This window comes from Phenylobacterium immobile (ATCC 35973) (genome assembly GCF_001375595.1).
Lineage (GTDB): Bacteria > Pseudomonadota > Alphaproteobacteria > Caulobacterales > Caulobacteraceae > Phenylobacterium > Phenylobacterium immobile.
The window spans coordinates 1,144,261-1,161,728 of the sequence record NZ_CVJQ01000001.1 but is presented as its reverse complement, the minus strand read 5'-3'; the positions used below and the strand labels follow the sequence as shown (position 1 = coordinate 1,161,728).

General features: G+C 67.5%; 15 protein-coding genes. 8 read left to right on the top strand and 7 right to left on the bottom strand.

Annotation, left to right across the window (positions count from 1 at the left end):
* Nucleotides 1-86: 86 nt before the first annotated feature.
* The 4 genes from BN1313_RS05735 (at nt 87) to BN1313_RS05720 (ending at nt 4,010) form a co-directional block, all read left to right on the top strand.
* Complete coding sequence (locus BN1313_RS05735) at nt 87-389, top strand: hypothetical protein (protein ID WP_091737654.1); 303 nt, start codon at nt 87-89, stop codon at nt 387-389.
* 222 nt (nt 390-611) lie between these two features.
* A complete protein-coding gene (locus tag BN1313_RS05730) occupies nt 612-1,697 on the top strand; it encodes a hypothetical protein (RefSeq protein WP_091737651.1) in 1,086 nt (361 codons plus the stop codon).
* Nucleotides 1,698-2,069: 372 nt separating this feature from the next.
* Entirely contained in the window at nt 2,070-3,188 is a 1,119-nt protein-coding gene (locus tag BN1313_RS05725) for an outer membrane beta-barrel protein (RefSeq protein ID WP_176695913.1), read from the top strand.
* A gap of 141 nt (nt 3,189-3,329) precedes the next feature.
* On the top strand, nt 3,330-4,010 hold the full coding sequence (locus tag BN1313_RS05720) for a M23 family metallopeptidase (RefSeq protein WP_091742399.1): 681 nt from the start codon (nt 3,330-3,332) through the stop codon (nt 4,008-4,010).
* On the opposite strand, the gene BN1313_RS05715 is transcribed toward BN1313_RS05720, so the two are convergent.
* The 5 genes from BN1313_RS05715 to BN1313_RS05695 all read right to left on the bottom strand — a co-directional run bounded on the left by BN1313_RS05715 (nt 4,007) and on the right by BN1313_RS05695 (nt 11,147).
* Nucleotides 4,007-5,860: a hypothetical protein gene (locus BN1313_RS05715; protein WP_091737645.1), complete on the bottom strand. Its 1,854-nt coding sequence runs from the start codon at nt 5,858-5,860 to the stop codon at nt 4,007-4,009. The two genes, BN1313_RS05720 and BN1313_RS05715, sit on opposite strands and share 4 nt — an antisense overlap.
* A gap of 139 nt (nt 5,861-5,999) precedes the next feature.
* A complete protein-coding gene (katG, locus tag BN1313_RS05710) occupies nt 6,000-8,201 on the bottom strand; it encodes a catalase/peroxidase HPI (RefSeq protein WP_091737642.1) in 2,202 nt (733 codons plus the stop codon).
* Between the two features lie 131 nt (nt 8,202-8,332).
* On the bottom strand, nt 8,333-9,670 hold the full coding sequence (locus BN1313_RS05705) for an aromatic ring-hydroxylating oxygenase subunit alpha (protein ID WP_091737639.1): 1,338 nt from the start codon (nt 9,668-9,670) through the stop codon (nt 8,333-8,335).
* Nucleotides 9,671-9,796: 126 nt separating this feature from the next.
* Entirely contained in the window at nt 9,797-10,405 is a 609-nt protein-coding gene (locus tag BN1313_RS05700) for a TetR/AcrR family transcriptional regulator (RefSeq protein ID WP_091737636.1), read from the bottom strand.
* A gap of 64 nt (nt 10,406-10,469) precedes the next feature.
* Complete coding sequence (locus BN1313_RS05695; protein ID WP_091737633.1) at nt 10,470-11,147, bottom strand: DJ-1/PfpI family protein; 678 nt, start codon at nt 11,145-11,147, stop codon at nt 10,470-10,472.
* 85 nt (nt 11,148-11,232) lie between these two features.
* Here BN1313_RS05695 and BN1313_RS05690 point away from each other — a divergent pair, with 85 nt between their 5' ends.
* Nucleotides 11,233-12,189 (top strand): GlxA family transcriptional regulator, encoded by a 957-nt coding sequence (locus BN1313_RS05690; RefSeq protein WP_091737630.1) that lies wholly within the window; start codon nt 11,233-11,235, stop codon nt 12,187-12,189.
* Here the strand turns inward: BN1313_RS05690 and BN1313_RS05685 are convergent.
* Nucleotides 12,186-13,559 carry an MATE family efflux transporter gene (locus tag BN1313_RS05685; protein ID WP_091737627.1) on the bottom strand — a complete coding sequence of 458 codons (1,374 nt, stop codon included), beginning with the start codon at nt 13,557-13,559 and terminating at the stop codon, nt 12,186-12,188. The genes BN1313_RS05690 and BN1313_RS05685 overlap by 4 nt on opposite strands.
* A 104-nt stretch (nt 13,560-13,663) precedes the next feature.
* Here BN1313_RS05685 and BN1313_RS05680 point away from each other — a divergent pair, with 104 nt between their 5' ends.
* On the top strand, nt 13,664-14,434 hold the full coding sequence (locus tag BN1313_RS05680) for an SDR family NAD(P)-dependent oxidoreductase (RefSeq protein ID WP_091737624.1): 771 nt from the start codon (nt 13,664-13,666) through the stop codon (nt 14,432-14,434).
* A 46-nt stretch (nt 14,435-14,480) separates the two neighbouring features.
* A complete protein-coding gene (locus tag BN1313_RS05675; RefSeq protein WP_176695911.1) occupies nt 14,481-15,248 on the top strand; it encodes an SDR family NAD(P)-dependent oxidoreductase in 768 nt (255 codons plus the stop codon).
* A 164-nt stretch (nt 15,249-15,412) separates the two neighbouring features.
* Here the strand turns inward: BN1313_RS05675 and BN1313_RS05670 are convergent, their stop codons facing one another.
* Nucleotides 15,413-16,435, bottom strand: coding sequence for an aldo/keto reductase (locus tag BN1313_RS05670; RefSeq protein WP_091737618.1), 1,023 nt, complete (start codon nt 16,433-16,435; stop codon nt 15,413-15,415).
* A 151-nt stretch (nt 16,436-16,586) separates the two neighbouring features.
* Between BN1313_RS05670 and BN1313_RS05665 the strand changes: the two genes are divergently transcribed.
* The gene (locus BN1313_RS05665) at nt 16,587-17,435 is read left to right on the top strand and encodes an oxidoreductase (protein WP_091737615.1); all 849 of its coding nucleotides are present in this window, start codon (nt 16,587-16,589) and stop codon (nt 17,433-17,435) included.
* Nucleotides 17,436-17,468: the final 33 nt, after the last annotated feature.

Here is a 17,468-nt window from a genome sequence, read left to right as displayed (position 1 = left end):
GTCGATCAAAACCAAGAAAGTGTCGTCCTCACCTTGAGCCGCGCCTGCGGCCGCCCTCTTCGACCCTTAGCAACCGGAACGCTCTTATGAAGCTCGCTCTCTCCGCTCTGATCCTCGCCGCCGCTTTCGCCTCGCCGGTGCTCGCCGGTCCCGCCGGCACCGGCCTCGGCCTGACCGAGGAAGTCGCCCGCAAGGCCCAGCGCACCGTTCACATCGCTGACCTCGGCGACTGCGCGCCGCGCGCCGCCGTCGCCGTCCGCGGCCACGCCGGCGTCGCCGACGCGTCGCACGCCAACGGCAAGGTCGTCGTGACCTTCCACTCGGCCGACGAAGCCGGCCGCCAGGCCGCCCACGTCCGCGCCGCCGCCAGCAGCGCCTGCGCCGCCTAAGCGCCAACCCGCGGCCCCGGTCTGACCGCCGTTCAGGCGTCCCTTCTGCTCCTGCGGCAAGGGGACGCCTGCATGGGTCGCCAAGCCTGGACCAGGCGAGCGACCGTCCTTTTCGCACGCTCGCTATACTTTGTCATAATGCGGATGCGTTCCAGCAACGCCGCCTGACCACCATCAGTCGATGTGAAGCTCGAAAACCCCGTTCGGCAGTATGCGGACTGCGTGGCCAGCATCGACAGCCGACGCCTGCGCCGTGACGGCTTCTTTGAGCCGCCGATCAATCACACACGCGTCACCTGCCAGATCATCTCGCCCGACGCCTTCGAGCTCGACGTCGACCTTGCCTGGGACTCAGAGCGTTCCGAGATTCTGATCGGGACGCCCAATCTCGCGCCTGACCGGCGCACCGCCGTCACGGTCGGACGGCGCGATCCGTCCCGGGGCGGCGCCTACTATTTCGTCTGCCCGCTCTCGGCGGAGCGTTGCGAGAAGCTCTACTTCGCCGGTGGCGGCTGGGGCAGCCGCAAGGCCAAGGGTCTGACCTACTCCTCGCAGAACGGATCCCTGAGCGACCGCTACGGCCACACGGCGCGGCGGCTGACCGCCGAACTGGAAGGCGCGGGCGGCCGGCCCCTACCGTCTCCGGAACGGCGGGCGTGGATCGAGGGTCGGCTTGAGCGGCTGGGTCGCCGCCTCGACGGCATGGTCCGGCGCAGGTCGCCCTCGCACTTCGCCCCCGTCGGCGCGAACGCCGATCTCTTGATCCTGTCGAAGCCCGCTGAACGCCAGGACGCCCTGCGCGGGCCCTCGCTGTCCACGCTTCGCGCCCTGGAGCGGGCGGAGGCCCTGAGCGACGAACACGACGACACCATCCAGTGGCTCTACCGGCGCGGTGGCGATTTCGAAACGCGACTCGACGACGTCGCCTGGGCGGAAGGGCTTGCCCGCCTGGCGCCGGACTATGTCGAGAACTACCCTCGCATCAGCCTCCGCGCCCTGGCGCAACACGGCCTTCTGCGGCCGGGACATCGGCGCGGGGTTCAGCTCGACTGGTCGGGCCTGGATTGCGGGCTTGATCACTGCAACCTGTTGCTGGACCTCCGCGAGGACGGCCGCTGGTTCGCGGGCTTCGAGATCTTCATCGACGGTCGCCTGGTCGACCAGGCGCTGCGCTTGATCGACACGGTCGACGGCCCAGCCTTTCGCTGCCCGCTCTCGGGTCAGCTGACCGACACGCTGGTGTTCCGCGCGGGCGGATTCGCCGCAGCCAACGCCCTCGGCGCCACACGGCGGCCCGGCCGCGCCTGACATCGCCTGACCCGGAGAAGGCGCCGCGGAAGACGCCTTCGCGCACGGCCCCCCAGAGAAGGTCGCCGCCGTCGAGCTGCTTTTAGCACGAACGCGCATCGCCAAGCACCGGAACGCTTAGGCTGCAGGCCCCCGCGTGAGGACAAGTTCAAGAAACTGTCCGATCGCTTATAATACAGCGAACGTCATATCGATCCGATGGGCTTGGGCCCCCGTTGCGGCCAAGGTCTGCGCGTCGTCGCGATCAGCGGCGGCGATGCGTCGCCCGCTCTATTCGCCGCGGCGCACCAGAAAAGGGGAAAGATAAACATGCGCATGACGCAAAATAAGCAGAATTCTGTTAGCCGCTCCGCCTCAAAGGCTCGTCTGTACTTGGCTGGCTCGGTCGCCGCCCTCGCCTGCATTGGCGGCGCTGCTCACGCCGATCCGCTGACGACGCCGGCCATGACCGCGCCGCTGTCGGCCAACCCGAACCCGACCGTGATCAACACCGGCATCCTCGGCGATGTCTTTGTGACGGGCGCCGTGACCGGCGTGGCCTACACCCAGTCCAACACCATCGCGGGCGACAACAAGGACGGCATCGACGTCAATAACGCCCAGGTCTTCATCCAGAAGACCGACGGCCCGATCCAGTTTTTCGGCCAGATCGGCATCTACTCGATGTCCACACTGGGCTTCCCCCAGGCTGAGGCCGTCGGCCAGACCGACGCCACCTTCGGCGCGCTGCAGGTCGGCTTCGTGAAGATCGTGCCGAACGACAACTTCAACATCATGATCGGCAAGCTCTCGACGCTCATCGGCGCCGAGTACACCAACAGCTTCCAGAACATGAACATCACCCGCGGCCAGCTGTGGAACCAGGAGAACGCGGTCAACCGCGGCGTCCAGGTCAACTTCGCCTCGGGTCCGATCAGCGCCTCGGTCTCGGTGAACGACGGCTACTATTCCAACAAGTACAGCTGGGTGACCGGCCTGGTGGCCTACACCATCGACCCCAATAACGTTCTGGCTGTCGTCGCCGGCGGCAACACCGACAACACCGGCCGCGTCAGCGGCGCGACGCCGCTCCTGCAGAACAACCAGGACGTGGTGAACGTGATCTACACCCACACGTCCGGCCCGCTGATGCTGATGCCCTACTTCCAATACTCCCGCGTCCCCGCCATGCCGGAATATGGCGTGACGGAATCGGGCTCGACCACCGGCTTCGCGCTGCTGGGCAAGTACAGCTTCACCGACAGCTTCCACCTCGCCGCCCGCGGCGAGTACATCAAGAGCAAGAACAGCTCGACCAACCTGCTGTACGGCCCGGGCTCCAAGGCCTGGACCTTCACCGTCACCCCGACGGTGCAGCTCGGCCGCGCCTATGTTCGTGGCGAAGTCGCCTACATCCGCGCCAGCGACTTTGCGGCCGGTTCGGGCTTCGGCGCCGCCGGCACGAAGAAGAGCCAGACTCGCGCGCTGATCGAGACCGGCGTCCTCTTCTAGGAACCACTCGACAATCGACCCGACGGGCGCGCCCTCCTCGGCGCGCCCGTTTTCTTTTGTCGAAATTTTGTTCCCGACGCCTGATGAAAAGCGGCGACGTGACGCATCCCGATCCAGGCAGGCAGGCCCCACTTGGCCGTCATGACCCTTGAAAAGCTACGCGGCCTGCGCGCCGCGGCCACCCGCCGACTGGCGGGCGAGCGGCTGCTCGGCGCCGCCCTTCTCACCTTGATCGCCGCCCCTGCCTTCGCCATCGGCGTGATCAATCATGGCGCGGTCGAGCGCCACGTGGCCCAGCCCCTGCTGCAGGTCCTGCAGGCCCCGCGCGTCGAGACGGCGCGGCCCCGCCACGTCGTCTGGCTCGGCAGGGACATCGACGGCGATGGCGCAGCCGATTTGGTCAATCCCACCGGCGCTGCGCCTCGCGGCGCAGACGCCTATGGCAGCGGGGCCTTCGGGGCTTCGCGCGACGGCGGCCAACGCGAGCATGCCGGGGTCGACTATGTCGCCGTCGCCGGTCAGGCTGTGCGCGCGCCCATCTCCGGCTTTGTCACCAAGATCGGCTTCCCTTACGCCGGGGACAGCGGCCTTTTCTATGTCGAGATCGACAACCCCGCCTTGAAGATCGCCGCCCGTGTCTTCTACGTCGAGCCAGCGGTGCAGGTCGGCCAGCTCGTTCGCCTCGGCGCCCCGATCGGCCACGCCCAGACCTTGCAGGCGCGCTATCCCGGGGGAATCACCGACCACGTCCATCTCGAGATGATCGATCCCGGCGGTCGCCGGATGGACGCCACGCGCCTGATCACCGCGCAGTTGCGCTAGCGGTCCGCGGAGAGCACCACTTTCAGCACGCTCGCCGCCGCATTGCGCGCACGTAGACGGTCGACGTGCCAGTCGCGGCCTTGCTTTGCGCCAGCGAAGTAGTCGTCGACCTGCTTGCCCGTCCCGCTCATGTACAGCTCAAAGTCGTTGACGAACGGGAAGCCCGCGGCCGTCGCCGCCGTCCGCAAGGCAGCGTTGAAGTCCCGATGAAGCACCGCGCGCTCGGCGAGCGTCGGAATGTCCAGCTTCTGGACATCGGCCATCAACGAGGCGGCCTGCTCCGCGGTCAGGTCGTGCTCGATCGTGCGGTTGGCGTTCAGATAGCCTGTCGCCCAGGCCTCATCCGACAACACCGGCGGGAAGACCGAGCAGACGTTGATCTGCGCCCGCTCATCCTCGGGAAACAGGCCGGATAGATAGGCCAGGTAGCGCTCGACGACGCTGGCGACAAAAGCATCGAAGTGGCGCCGATCGAACTGCCGCAGGTCCGCCTGGATGCGCTTGTGCTGGTAGGTGAACTCCAGGTCCACCTGGCCAAACTTGAACAGGATCGGCAGGTCCGCCCCGCCCTCGATCTCGCGCAGCCTGGCCACCATCCGCTGGATGCGGGCGCCATAGCGCAGCCGCGACTGCCGGTTGGCCAGGCCCGCCGCCGTCCCGCCGGGGCAGAACATCCACAGATCCGCCGGCCAGGCGTCGGCGCCGGCCAGGTCGCGGGCCGAATAGAGATAGCTGTGGCTGTCGCCGATGATCAGCACTGGCTTGCCGCCGATCGCGCCGGCGCCAGCGATCACCGCCTTCAGATAGTTGTCGGGCGCCTGTTCCACCTGGCCGTTGACCAACGGCCGCGCCGCCGGCGAGCCCGCCGCCAGCATGGCCGCCATCTGCGCGCGCCCGGCGCGGGCCAGGACCCGCTTCTTGAGCGCCGGCGTATCGGCGAAAGCGCGGACCAGGGGCTTCAGCCGCGCGAACCCCGCAGCCTTGCGGCCATTGTCGGCCGCCACCGGCACGATTTCGCGGGCCGCCAGAAAGGCGTGATGCGCGCTCAACGCCGCCTCGGAGATTCCCAGATGTGGATTGGCCGCCTGGAACCGCGCGCCGTCGAACCCGGTCGCGTCCAGGACCTTGGCCTTCGCCGCGAGGTTGGCAGGGTCCGCATCGAGCCGGGCGAGATCGTCCGCGACCGCCTGGTCGAACTCGACAATCTCGGCGGCGGCCTGCGCCATCCGGGCGGAGCGCGACGGCGCTGCGCCGGCGATGCGCCCCACCGAACGGACCTGCGCATGCACCTGCTCCCAGACCATCGCGGCGATCTTGGGGTCAAGCTCGTCCAGGCTGTCGCCCAGGAAGACCATCTCGTCGCTGACGATGATCGTGCGGTCCTCGGCCTTTCTCAGGCCGATGGTGATGAGGAAGAAGCTGCGGCCCAGGGGTTCGACCACAAAGCGGCGCTCCAGCCGGCCCGGCGTGAACATCGCCCCGTCGCGCGTGAGCGGCCGCGCGCCCTGGCCCGTCAGGTCGGCCCAGATCGTCCCGAGGGCGACGAAGGGCGTAGCCTCCCCTGAGGTCGGCCGCGCATGAAGCTCGGCGGCCCCTTCGCGAAAATCGCGGTTGATGGCGCCAATGTGCCGGCCGGACCGGTCGAGAATCCACGCGACATGGCTCTGCGTCTCGTCATGGGCCAGGTGCAGGGCGAAAGTCTCAGGGCCAAGCTGCGAGACGCCGTCGTCGCGCCAACCCTCGCGGAAGGTCTTCACCGGCCGGCCCTTGACGATCAGCGGCGCGCGATCGCCTGTCGGCAACGCAACCACGTAGCCCGTCCGCTCGGTGGTGATGATCGCATCGCCCATAGTCGCGCTCCCCAGTTTACCGCCGCAAGCTAGGGCTTTGGCCGGAAGTCTCGATGCGATCAAAGACCGCAGGCGCGAACGCGCCTGCGGCCTGCCTCAATAGAAGGCGGCTTCCTGAGCTCTAGGGCCCGCGGGGGCGTTAGGCCAGATCGAAGCGATCCAGGTTCATCACCTTCGTCCAGGCCGCGACGAAGGCCCGGACAAACGGCGCTTGCGCGTCATTCGTCCCATAGGCTTCCGAGAGCGCCCGAAGCTGCGAGTTTGAGCCGAACACGAGGTCCACACGCGTCGCGGTCATCGTCGGCTCGCCCGCCGGGCCCGGCGCCGCGAACACGCCATCCTGTCCGGCCAGCGCCGCCCAGCGTCGCGTGAGGCTGGCGTTCAGCAGGTTGACGAAGAAGTCGTTGCTCAGGACTTCCGGCCGGTCGGTGAAGACACCGTGCGGCGAGGCGCCGAAGTTGGCCCCCAACACCCGCAGGCCGCCGATCAGCACCGTCATCTCCGGCGCGCTGAGCGTCAGAAGATGCGCGCGGTCGACCAGAATTTCCTCCGGCGACAGGGTCTGGTCGCCGCTGATGAAGTTGCGGAAGCCATCCACCTTCGGCTCCAGGACATCGTAGGCCTGGATATCCGTTTCATCCTGGCTGGCGTCCATCCGACCCGGCGTGAACGGAACCTCGATGTCGTGGCCGGCGGCGCGGGCCGCAGCCTCCACCGCCGCCGATCCGCCCAGGACGATCAGGTCCGCCAGCGACACCCTCTTGCCGCCGGTCGCGTCGGCGTTGAACGCCTGCTGGATCGCCTCCAGCCGCGACAACGCGATGGCCAGTTCGGCGGGTTCATTGACCGCCCAGTCCTTGGCCGGCGCCAACCGGATGCGCGCGCCATTGGCGCCGCCGCGCTTGTCCGAGCCGCGGAAGGTCGAGGCCGAGGCCCAGGCCGTGGCGACGAGGCGGCTGATCGACAGGCCGCAGTTCAGGATCTGGCCCTTCAGCGCGGCGATGTCGGCGGCGTCGATCACCGGATGATCCAGCGCCGGGATCGGGTCCTGCCACAGCCGCGGCTCCGCCGGAGCTTCCGGGCCCAGCAACAGGACGTGAGGCCCCATGTCGCGGTGAGTCAGCTTGTACCACGCCTCGGCGAAGGCCTTGGCGAATTGGTCCGGGTTCTCATGGAAGCGCCGCGAGATCCTTTCGTATTCAGGGTCGATCCGCAGCGCCAGATCCGTCGTCAGCATCATCGGCGCATGACGCACCGCCGGGTCGTGGGCGTCGGGCACTGTACCCTGGGCTTCCGGGTTCTTCGGCGTCCACTGCTGGGCGCCGGCCGGGCTCTTGGTCAGCTCCCAGTCGTAGCGGAAGAGCACATCAAAGAAGCCGTTGTCCCAGCGGGTCGGCGCTTCGGTCCAGGCGCCTTCCAGGCCGCTGGTGATGGTGTGGACGCCCACGCCGTCGCCCAGGCTGTTGCGCCAGCCCTTGCCCTGCTCCTCAAGACCCGCTCCCTCCGGCTCCGGCCCGATATATTGGTTCGGATCGCCCGCGCCGTGCGCCTTGCCGAAGGTGTGGCCGCCGGCGATCAGGGCCACGGTCTCCTCGTCGTTCATCGCCATCCGGGCGAAGGTCTCGCGGATGTCGCGCGCCGCCGCCAGGGGATCGGGCGTCCCGTTCGGCCCTTCCGGATTGACATAGATCAGGCCCATCTGCACCGCGGCCAGGGGGTGGGACAGGTCGCGGTCGCCGCTATAGCGCTCATCGCCCAGCCACTCACGTTCTGGACCCCAGAAAATGTCGGTCTGCGGCTCCCACACATCGGCCCGCCCGCCGCCAAATCCTACCGTCTGGAAGCCCATGGATTCCAGGGCGCAGTTGCCGGTCAGCACCAGCAGGTCGGCCCACGACAGCTTGCGACCGTACTTCTGCTTGATCGGCCACAGCAGCATGCGCGCCTTGTCCAGGTTGGCGTTATCCGGCCAGCTGTTCAGCGGCGCGAACCGTTGCGTCCCGGCCCCCGCCCCGCCGCGGCCGTCGCCCACGCGGTAGGTGCCGGCGCTGTGCCAGGCCATGCGGATGAACAGCGGGCCATAGTGACCGTAGTCCGCCGGCCACCAGGCCTGCGACTGCGTCATCAACGCGAAGATGTCGGCCTTCACCGCCGCCAGGTCCAGGGTCTTGAACTCAGCCGCATAGTCGAAGTCCGCCGCCATGGGATCAGCCCGCGGCGAATTCTGATGCAGCACGCCCAGGTCCAGCTGATGCGGCCACCACAGTCGGTTGGTCATGCTGAACAGCTTGGCCGCGCCGACCACCCGGCCGCCGTCCATGGGGCATTTCGGTTCGCTCATGACATCCTCCTCGCGCGCGCTCACGCTTTGACAATGTCAGGAAATGACATTCCCGCCCGGGCGTCCAATCGATTGATATGATCTCTGCGATAGAGAATTCCTTGGCCGCCCGACGCGGCCCAGGTCCGGCGTCAGAACGGCGCGCGCGGCGTCGGCGTGCGGTTGGCCTTCAGGTCGGCCCAGCTTTCCGCATCCATCCACTCGGCCCAGGCGAGATAGGTCCAGAGTTGCCCGTGCTCGTTGATCGCCGCGTCGATGTAGGGGACGCCCTGCTCGGTGATCGTCGGTTCTCCGCGGCGCAGGTTCATCTGGTAATTCAGCGGATAGCGCCGCGCGATCGGCCCGCGGGTCGCCCGCGTCGATTGATCCCAGTTCTCGCCGTCTTCCTGCTCCAGCATGCCCGCGGGTCCGAACGCACGCGTGCTCAGCTTGGCGCGCAGCGCCTGCATCTCCGGCGGCTGGTTCTTGTCGACAAAGGTGAACCACCAGATCTCGGTGGCGTGCGGTCCCTTGGGCAGGCGCAGGCTGAACTGGCTGCCGCCGCCGGTCAGCCAAAGATTCGGCCAGATGTTCGGCTGGCCCCGCAGCGCGGACGCCGCCTCGCCCAGGGCCTCCTGCGCGACGGGCCCCTTGCGCCATTCCTCGTTGATCGGGCCCGTGTCCTCGAGGCCGATGGCGTCCCATTCCTCCTGCGGCACCTTCGGCCCGCCGATGGCGTGGCCATAGTCGCCCAGCAGGACCCGATGGTTCATCGGATTCTGGCCCGCGGCGCGGCGCGCGGCGTTCCGGCCCGGCATGAACTCGGTCATGAAGGCCGAGGCGTGGGTGATGGCCACGTGGTAGTAATCAAAGAGGTTATCGACCGCCAATTTCCAGTTGCAGCCGATGATGTTCTTCTGGACGCCTTCGACCGCGATCATGTCCCCGCGCGACGCGCACAGGTCGATGCCGATGCGACCCACCGGTCCAAGATATTCCTCTAGGTCCGGCGCCTCCGGATCCATGGTGGCGAACACCCAGCCCTTGTAGCTCGCCACCTTGGCGGCGCTGACGAGGCCCCATTGGCTCTTGTCCAGTTGCTCGTGGTAGAAATCCTTGTAGCCAGGCACCCCGATGAGCTTGCCATCGAGGCCATAGGTCCAGCCGTGATAGGTGCACAGGAACGACCGCGCATTGCCCTGTTCGGCCCGGCACACCGCGTTGCCCCGGTGCCGACAGCTGTTCAGCAGGACCTGCAATTCGCCTTTCTTGTCGCGAGTCGCGATCACCGACTCCTCGCCGATGAAATTCAGAAGGAAGTCGCCCGGCCTGGGGATCTGGCTTTCGTGGCACATGAAGTTCCAGGCGCGGGCGAATATCCGCTCCAGCTCGGCGTCATAGATCGCCTGGTCGGAGAAGATCGTCCGGTCGACCGTCGCGTTCTCGACATCGACATAGTCGTGGAACGGCTTGCCGGACGTCAGCAGCATTTGAACGAATCCTCCAATCACCAGGCGCTTCCAGGCTTCAGTGGGCCGTGGCGCCTTTTCTTAGAATGATTGTTCTAACTTCTCCGGAAGCCGGCCGTTGTCAAGGTTTGGCCCTCAGCGGCCAGCTCAGCGCGACGGCGCGAGCATGCGTCGCGCCAGGTCGTCCAGCAGGGCCAGGTACGAGGCGAGGTCAAACTCCGGATCGCGCGCCTTCCATTCTCGGGCCGACTGGCTCATGCCGAGCAAGGCCGAGGCCGCCGCATCGGCGTCCAGCCCCGCATCGACCTGGCCGCGCGCCTGAGCGTTCTGCAGGAACTCACGAAACAGGCTGCGCACGCCGTCGCTGTGGCGCTTGACGATCTCGGCCATCGCCGGGTTTCGCGCCGCCTCCGCCAGCGTCTCGTAGTTCACCTGGTTCAGGCTCTGGTTGAGCCCCGCTTCTGAGCGGGCGGAAAGCGCCAGCACCTTGGACGGCAGCAGGGAAAGGGGATCGCCGCCGGCGATCAGTTCGGCGAAAGCCTCCGCCCACCGCGCCAGGACCGTCTGCGCCCGGGCCGCGACGATCGCCTCCTTGCTCTCGAAGTAGTGGTAGACGTTGCCGGGGCTCATGCCCGCCTCGGCGCAGATGCGCGCCATGGTCGCGCCGCGAAAGCCGTCTCGCGCCAGGCAGCGGCCTGCGGCCTCCATGATCTGCCGCCGACGCTCTTCATGCCGGGCGGGGTCTATTTTTCGCATGCGGACGAAGTCTCTGCGGAGGATCGCCCTGGCCTAGCAGGGCGATCTGCGCAGGTCGAGCCGGTCAGGCCTGGGCCATCACCCTGGCGATGATCGCCTCGCGCGCCTGGCGTGAGCCCGCGGCGCGCGCCTTGGCGTCGGCCAACACCGCCGCTGGCGCTGTCTCCGGCGTCCCCGAATTGAACGGCGGCTGCGGGGCGTATTCGATCATCAGCTGGATGCGCTGGGCTGTCGCCTCGCCGAACAGTTCCGCGACGATCACCAGGCCGAAGTCGATGCCGCTGGTGACGCCGCCGGCGGTGAACAGGTCGCCGTCGCGCACGACCCGCCCCTGGGTCGGCTCCGCGCCGAACTGGGCGAGCAGGTCCGCCGCGTTCCAGTGCGAGGTGGCCTTCTTGCCCTTCAGCAGCCCGGCGGCGCCCAGCACCAGCGACCCGGTGCAGACCGAGGTCAGGTAACGCACGCCGGCGGCCTGCTTTCGGATGAAGTCCAAGGTCTCGGCGTCTTCCATCGGCGCGTTGACCCCTGCGCCCCCCGGCACGCACAGGACGTCCAGCTGCGGGCAGTCGGCGAAGGTCGCCGTCGGCGTCAAGGACAGCCCGGTCGAGGCCTTCAGCGGCTCAAGGCTCTTCCAGACGAGATGGACCTCGGCGTCCGGCGCAGAGGCGAACACCTCATAGGGGCCCGTCAGGTCCAGTTGCTGCACATTGGGGAAGGCCAGAATTCCAAACCGCACGCCCATCGCTCTTTCCTTTGGTCAGAAGCCCTATTGACGATCCACTCTAGGGCGGAAAGTGTTGGCGAAATCGCCAAAGGCCCCTCGTTTTATGCCAAACCCGCCGCGCCGCGTCGCGATCCTCACCTTCGATCGCGCCCAGTTGCTTGACGTCGCAGGGCCGCTGCAGGTCTTCGCCACCGCCAACGAGCGCTACGTCGCCGCCGGGGGCGAGACGCCCTATGCGCCGGTGGTGATCGCCCGGGAGGCGTCGATCCTCACGACCGCCGGCCTGGCCCTCGCGGCGACCCCCTTCGCCGGCGTCGAACTCCCCCTGGACACTCTGATCTGCGCCGGCGGGCGCGGCGTCGACGCCGCCTGCGAGGCGCCGGATATCGTCGCCTTCGTGCAAGAGGCGGCGGCGGATGCGCGGCGGGTCGCGTCGGTGTGCAGCGGCGCCTTCCTGCTGGCCGCCGCGGGCCTGCTCGACGGTCGGCGCGCCGTCACCCACTGGGACCATTGCGCCGACTTCGCGCGCCGCTACCCCCAGGTCCGCCTCGATCCGGAGCCGATCTTCATCCGCGACGGCAGGATCTGGACCTCGGCCGGGGTCACCGCCGGCATCGACCTGGCCTTGGCCCTGGTCGAAGAAGACCTCGGGCGCGCCACGGCGCTGGCCGTAGCCCGGCAATTGGTGGTCTTCCTGAAGCGCCCGGGCGGCCAGTCGCAATTCAGCGCGGCGCTGGCGTTGCAGGAAGGCGGCCGCTTCGACGCCCTGCACGCCTGGATCGCCGGCGCGCTGCGCCAGGACCTGTCCCTCCCCGTGCTCGCCGACCGCGCCGGCATGAGCCCGCGCAGCTTCTCACGCCATTATCGCGAGATGACCGGCGAAACCCCCGCCCGCGCCGTCGAGCGGATGCGCGTCGAGGCCGCCAAGCGCATGCTGGAGGAACGCGCCAGCGTCGCCCAGGCCGCCCGCGCCTGCGGCTTCGGGTCCGACGAAACCATGCGCCGCAGCTTCACCAGACTGCTGAACATCAATCCGCAGGCCTACCGCGAACGCTTCTAGGCCTTGGGCCGGCTCCAGTTTCCCCGCAGGAAGATCAGGGTGGTGATGAGCATGGTCATGTTGTTGGCGATGGGCGTCGAGTACCAGATGCCGTGCGCCAGCAAGGGCGTGTGCCGCGACAGCAGGTAGGCCGTCGGCAGTTGGAACATCCACGACTGCGCCATGATCAGCCACATGGCGATCCGGGTCGAACCGGCGCCGCGATAGGCCCCGGCCATCCCGCCGTTATAGGCCATGGCCGCGTAGCTGAAGGCCGCGATGTGCAGATAGGTGGTCACCTCCGCCTGCAGCATCGGCTGACCCGGCGCAAAGGCCGCGCCGATCGCCGGCGCCGCCAGGAAGATCAGCAGGCCTTCGAGCGCGCCGGCGATGAAGCCGATCCGCGCGCCCATGCGGGCCGCCGTGGCCGCCGCCTCGCGGTCGCCGGCGCCGATCGCCGAGCCGACCAGCACCGCGGTCGACAGCGAGATGCCCATCGAGGGCACCGCCGCGAAGATCAGCAACCGGATGCCGATGCCATAGGTCGCCAGCGCCATGGCGCCGAAGTGCGCGACGAGCACCGTCATCATGACGAAGTTCATCTGGCTGACGCTCTGCTCGATCGAGGCGGGGCCGCCGATCTTCAGGAACCTGGCCGACAGCGCCTTGTCGAAGACGAAGTCGGAAATCCGCAGGCCGACGCCGCGGCGGTCGTGAAACAGCAAGGCCGTGCTCGCCGCCGCCGCGATCCCCTGCGCCAGCAGGGTGGACCAGGCGGCGCCCATCACCCCCATGGCGGGCGCGCCAAGCAGGCCGAAGATCAGCACCGGCGCAACGACAGCGTTGATCGCGACGGTGGCCGCGACGATGGACAAGGCGTCCCGCACCAGGCTGCGCCCACGCAGGACCGCCTGGGCGACGGCCACATTGAAGGTGAAGACGATGCCCGCCATGGTCACCTGCAGGAAGCCGGTGGCCGCAGGCGCGATCTCCGGCGTCGCACCCAGCAGGCGGATGGCGAACGGTGCGGCGATCATTCCGATCAAGCCGATCAGCACCGATGCGCAGAAGGACATCAGCAGGCCCTGCACGGCGACCTTGCGAATCTGTTCGGGCTGACCCTTGCCGGCGAACTGCGACACCAGGGTGGAGGCCGCGACGGCCAGACCGCCGCCCAGGGCGATCAGCACCGCCGAGACCGGAATGCTGACGGCCACGGACGCCATGGCGTCGGTGCCCAACCGGCCCAGCCAAAGCGCGTCGACCAGTTGGTAGGTGTTCTGAAGGAAGGCGGCGAGCATCAGCGGGATCGCCAGCTTGCCCAGCGCGCGCCACTGGGCGCGATCGACGCCAAATCGGGCGCCGCCCGCTATTTGAGATGTCGCCTGCATAGAACCCCTCGCCACCCGTCGCTGGCTAAGGTCTATAGTCCTATTCTTATATCAATATGTGTTTTAGGCCCAGGCCCACACACATCCTCAGCGGGGAGCGTTCGATGAGCGAAAAAAAGCGGTTTGACGGCAAGGTCGCGCTGATTACGGGCGCCTCTAGCGGCATCGGCCGCGACACGGCGATCGAGTTCGCCAAGGAAGGCGCCTCAGTCGTCGTCTGCGCGCGGCGCCGCGATCAGAGCATGGAGGTCGTGGCCGAGCTGGAGGCGCTGGGCGCCGAGGCGCTCTACGTGGAGACCGACGTTTCCAAATCCGCTGACTGCCGGCGGATGGTCGAGGAGACCATGAAGCGGTTCGGACGGCTCGACATCGCCTTCAACAACGCCGGGCTTGGCCGTTCAGGCGTGCCCGTGGCGGACGAAGACGAAGACGTCTGGGACCAGTTGATCGCCGTCAACCTCACCGGCTGCTTCCTCTCCATGAAGTATGAGATCCCGGCGATCCTCGCGAGCGGCGGCGGCGCGATCATCAACACCTCGTCGACGGGCGGGCTCAAGGGCGGCGCGGGCTCCAGCGTCTATGGCGCCAGCAAGGGCGGCCTGCAGGTCCTCACCAAGTGCGCCGCCAAGGAGTACGCGGGCCAGAACATCCGCGTGAACGCCATCTGCCCGGGCGCCACCCACTCCGAGATGATGTCGCGCTGGATGGCCCGCGTGCCCGGGGTCGCCGAGCGCGTAACCCAGGGCCAGCCGATGGGCCGCATCGCCGACGGGATCGAGATCGCCCGCGCCGTGCTGTTCCTGGCCTCCGACGACGCGTCCTTCATGACCGGCCAGCTGATGGCCGTCGATGGCGGCGCCTACGACGGCGGCTGAAGCCGCAGATCTGACCAATCACGATCATGAGTTCGGGGGACGCGCGATGAGCAAGAGGAAGCGGTTTGAAGGCAAGGTCGTCCTCATCACGGGCGCCTCCAGCGGGATCGGCAAGGACACGGCCATGGAGTTCGCCAAGGAGGGCGCGAACGTCGTGGTCGCCGCCCGCCGCCGCGACCAGAGCCTGGACGTCTGCAAGGGGATCGAATCCTACGGCGTCCAGGCGCTCTATGTGGAAACCGACGTCGCCAGGTCCCCCGACTGCAAGCGGATGGTCGATGAAACTATGGCGAAGTTCGGCCGCCTCGACATCGCCTTCAACAACGCCGGCCTCGGCCGCTCCGGCCACCCGATTCCCGTCGAGGACGAGGAGATCTTCAACCAGATCATCGCGGTGAATCTGACGGGATGCTTCCTGTCGATGAAGTACGAAATCCCCGCCATCCTCGCGAGCGGCGGCGGCGCGATCATCAACACCACCGGCGGCGCCTCGCGGGGTTCGCCCGGCGGTTCGGCCTACGCCGCCAGCAAGGCGGGCCTCGACGCCCTGACCAAGTCCGCGGCCAAGGAGTTCGCCAGCCAGAACATCCGCGTCAACGCCATCAGTCCCGGCGCCACCCACTCCGAGATGATGGCCCGCTGGATGGCCCGCGTGCCGGGCGTCGAAGCCATGGTGACCAAGAACCAGCCCATGGGCCGCATCGCCGACGGCGCCGAAATCGCCCGCGCCGTCCTGTTCCTGGCCTCCGAAGACGCCTCCTTCATGACCGCGCAGATCATGGCCGTCGACGGTGGATCCAACGACGTCGGCTGAGCAAAACTTCTAGTCCGTCATCGCCGGGCTTGTCCCGGCGACCCATGAACACCTGATGGATCAGAAGACGTCGAGGCGGCGACGTTGAACAAGCCCGGTTTTGGCGCGCGATTTATACAGACCATCGACCCTGGGGCGAACCCAGGGTCGATGGATATCTAAGCCTAGTACCCCAGCGCTTCGACGATCTTCGGGTCGCGGCCGCGAGCCATCATCCAGATCGGGAACGGCTTGGCCGCCGGCGACGCCGCCTCTAGGCGCGCGATGTCCTCCGCCGTGAGCTGCACATCGGCGGCGGCGATGTTGTCATCGAGCTGCTGCGGCTTGTTTGCGCCGATGATCACGCTCGACACCGCGGGCTTGGTCAGGAGCCACGCGATCGCCACCTGGGCCGGCGTGGCGCCGCGAGCCTCCGCCACCTGCTTCAGCGCGATGATCGTGGCGTCCGCCACTTGCGGGTCGACGGGGGCGATCTCAAAGGTGTTGAGACGGCCGCTCTCGCCGGCGGCGTACTTGCCCGACAGAAGACCGCCCGCCAGGGGGCTCCAAGGCGTCAGGCCGATGCCGGCGTCCAGCGCCTGAGGCACGGTGTCGTTTTCGACGTCCCGGCCGACCAGCGAATAGTAGACCTCGCCGGCGGTGAAGGGCGTATATTGCCGCTGCTTCTGAATCTCGACCGCCTTGGCCGTCATCCACGCAGGCCAGTTCGAAAAGCCGACGTAACGGACCTTGCCGTCCTTCACGAGCTGCTCGACCGCCGCCAGGGTCTCTTCCATCGGCGTGTAGGGGTCGATCTTATGGAAGAGGTAGACGTCGATGTAGTCGGTGCCCAGGCGCTTCAGCGATTCCTCGGCGGCGCGCACGATCCAGCGGCGCGACAGGCCGACGCTGATCAGGTTGGGCTCCATGCGATTGGCGAGCTTCGTGGCGATCACCGCGTCCTTGCGGCGTACGCCCAGAGCCTTGCCCAGCATCACTTCCGATTCGCCTGAAGAATAGACATCGGCGGAGTTGAAGAAGTTGACGCCCGCGTCCAGCGAGCGGGCGACCATGTCGTCGGCCATGTCCTGGCCCACCTTGGCGAGCCCTGGAATGCGCGCGTTCTCCTCCTTCAGGATGAAAGTCATCGTGCCCAGCGCGATACGCGACACGATCAAGCCGGATTCGCCGAGGCGAGCGTACTGCATGCGAGATTCCTTATTGGCGGCGCCGCGCGGGCGACCGGTGATGACACGAAAAGCAGGCGCCGAAGGGATTGGGCGGCGGGCCGCCGAAGCACCCTTTGACAAGTTCAGTCTCCCTACTAATGGTATAACTATAAATCAATTGGAGACGGTTATGCCGCGCGCACAGAAGACTTGGATGATCACGGGGGCGTCACGGGGCCTGGGCTACAGCTTCGCCAAGGCGGCTCTGGAGGCAGGCGACGAGGTGATCGCCACGGCGCGCAATGTCGCCTCGCTGTCGTCGCTCGCCCAGTATGGCAAGGACCGCCTGGTGGTTCTGCCGCTGGACGTCACCGCCAAGGACACCATCGTCCCCACCGCCGAGGCCGCCCTGGCCGCCTTCGGCAAGATCGACGTCCTGGTCAACAACGCCGGCTATGGCCTGGACGGCGCCCTTGAAGAAAACACCGAGGCCGAGGTCCGCCACCAGATGGAAGTCAACTTCTTCGGCGTGATCTGGCTGATGCAGGCGATCCTGCCGTCGATGCGCGAACGCAAGTCCGGCCACATCGTGCAGATCTCGTCCGTCGCCGGCGTCGGCGGCTTCCCGAGCCTGGGCATGTACTGCGCCAGCAAGTGGGCGCTGGAAGGCCTGAGTGAAGGTATGGCCGGCGAACTCGCGCCTTTCGGCGTCAAGATGACCATCATCCAGCCCGGCGCCTTCCGCACCGACTGGGCCGGCGACCAGAGCATGATCCGCTCGGAGCGCATGGAGCCCTATGAGTTCCTGACGCCGCAGCGCGAACGGATGCGCACCATGTCCGGCCAGGCTGGCGATCCCGAGCGCGCCGCCCAGGCGCTCCTTCAGATCTGCGACATGGAGGAACCGCCCCTGCGCATCGTCTTCGGCGACGCCGCGACCAAGAACGCCATCGCCATCACCGAGGCGCGACTGGCCAATTGGAAGACCTGGCAAGCCATGGGTTCGGCCACCGACTTCCCCGAATTAGAGACGGCCTAATTTGCAGACGCCGGGCGTCCTCGGGCGCCCGGC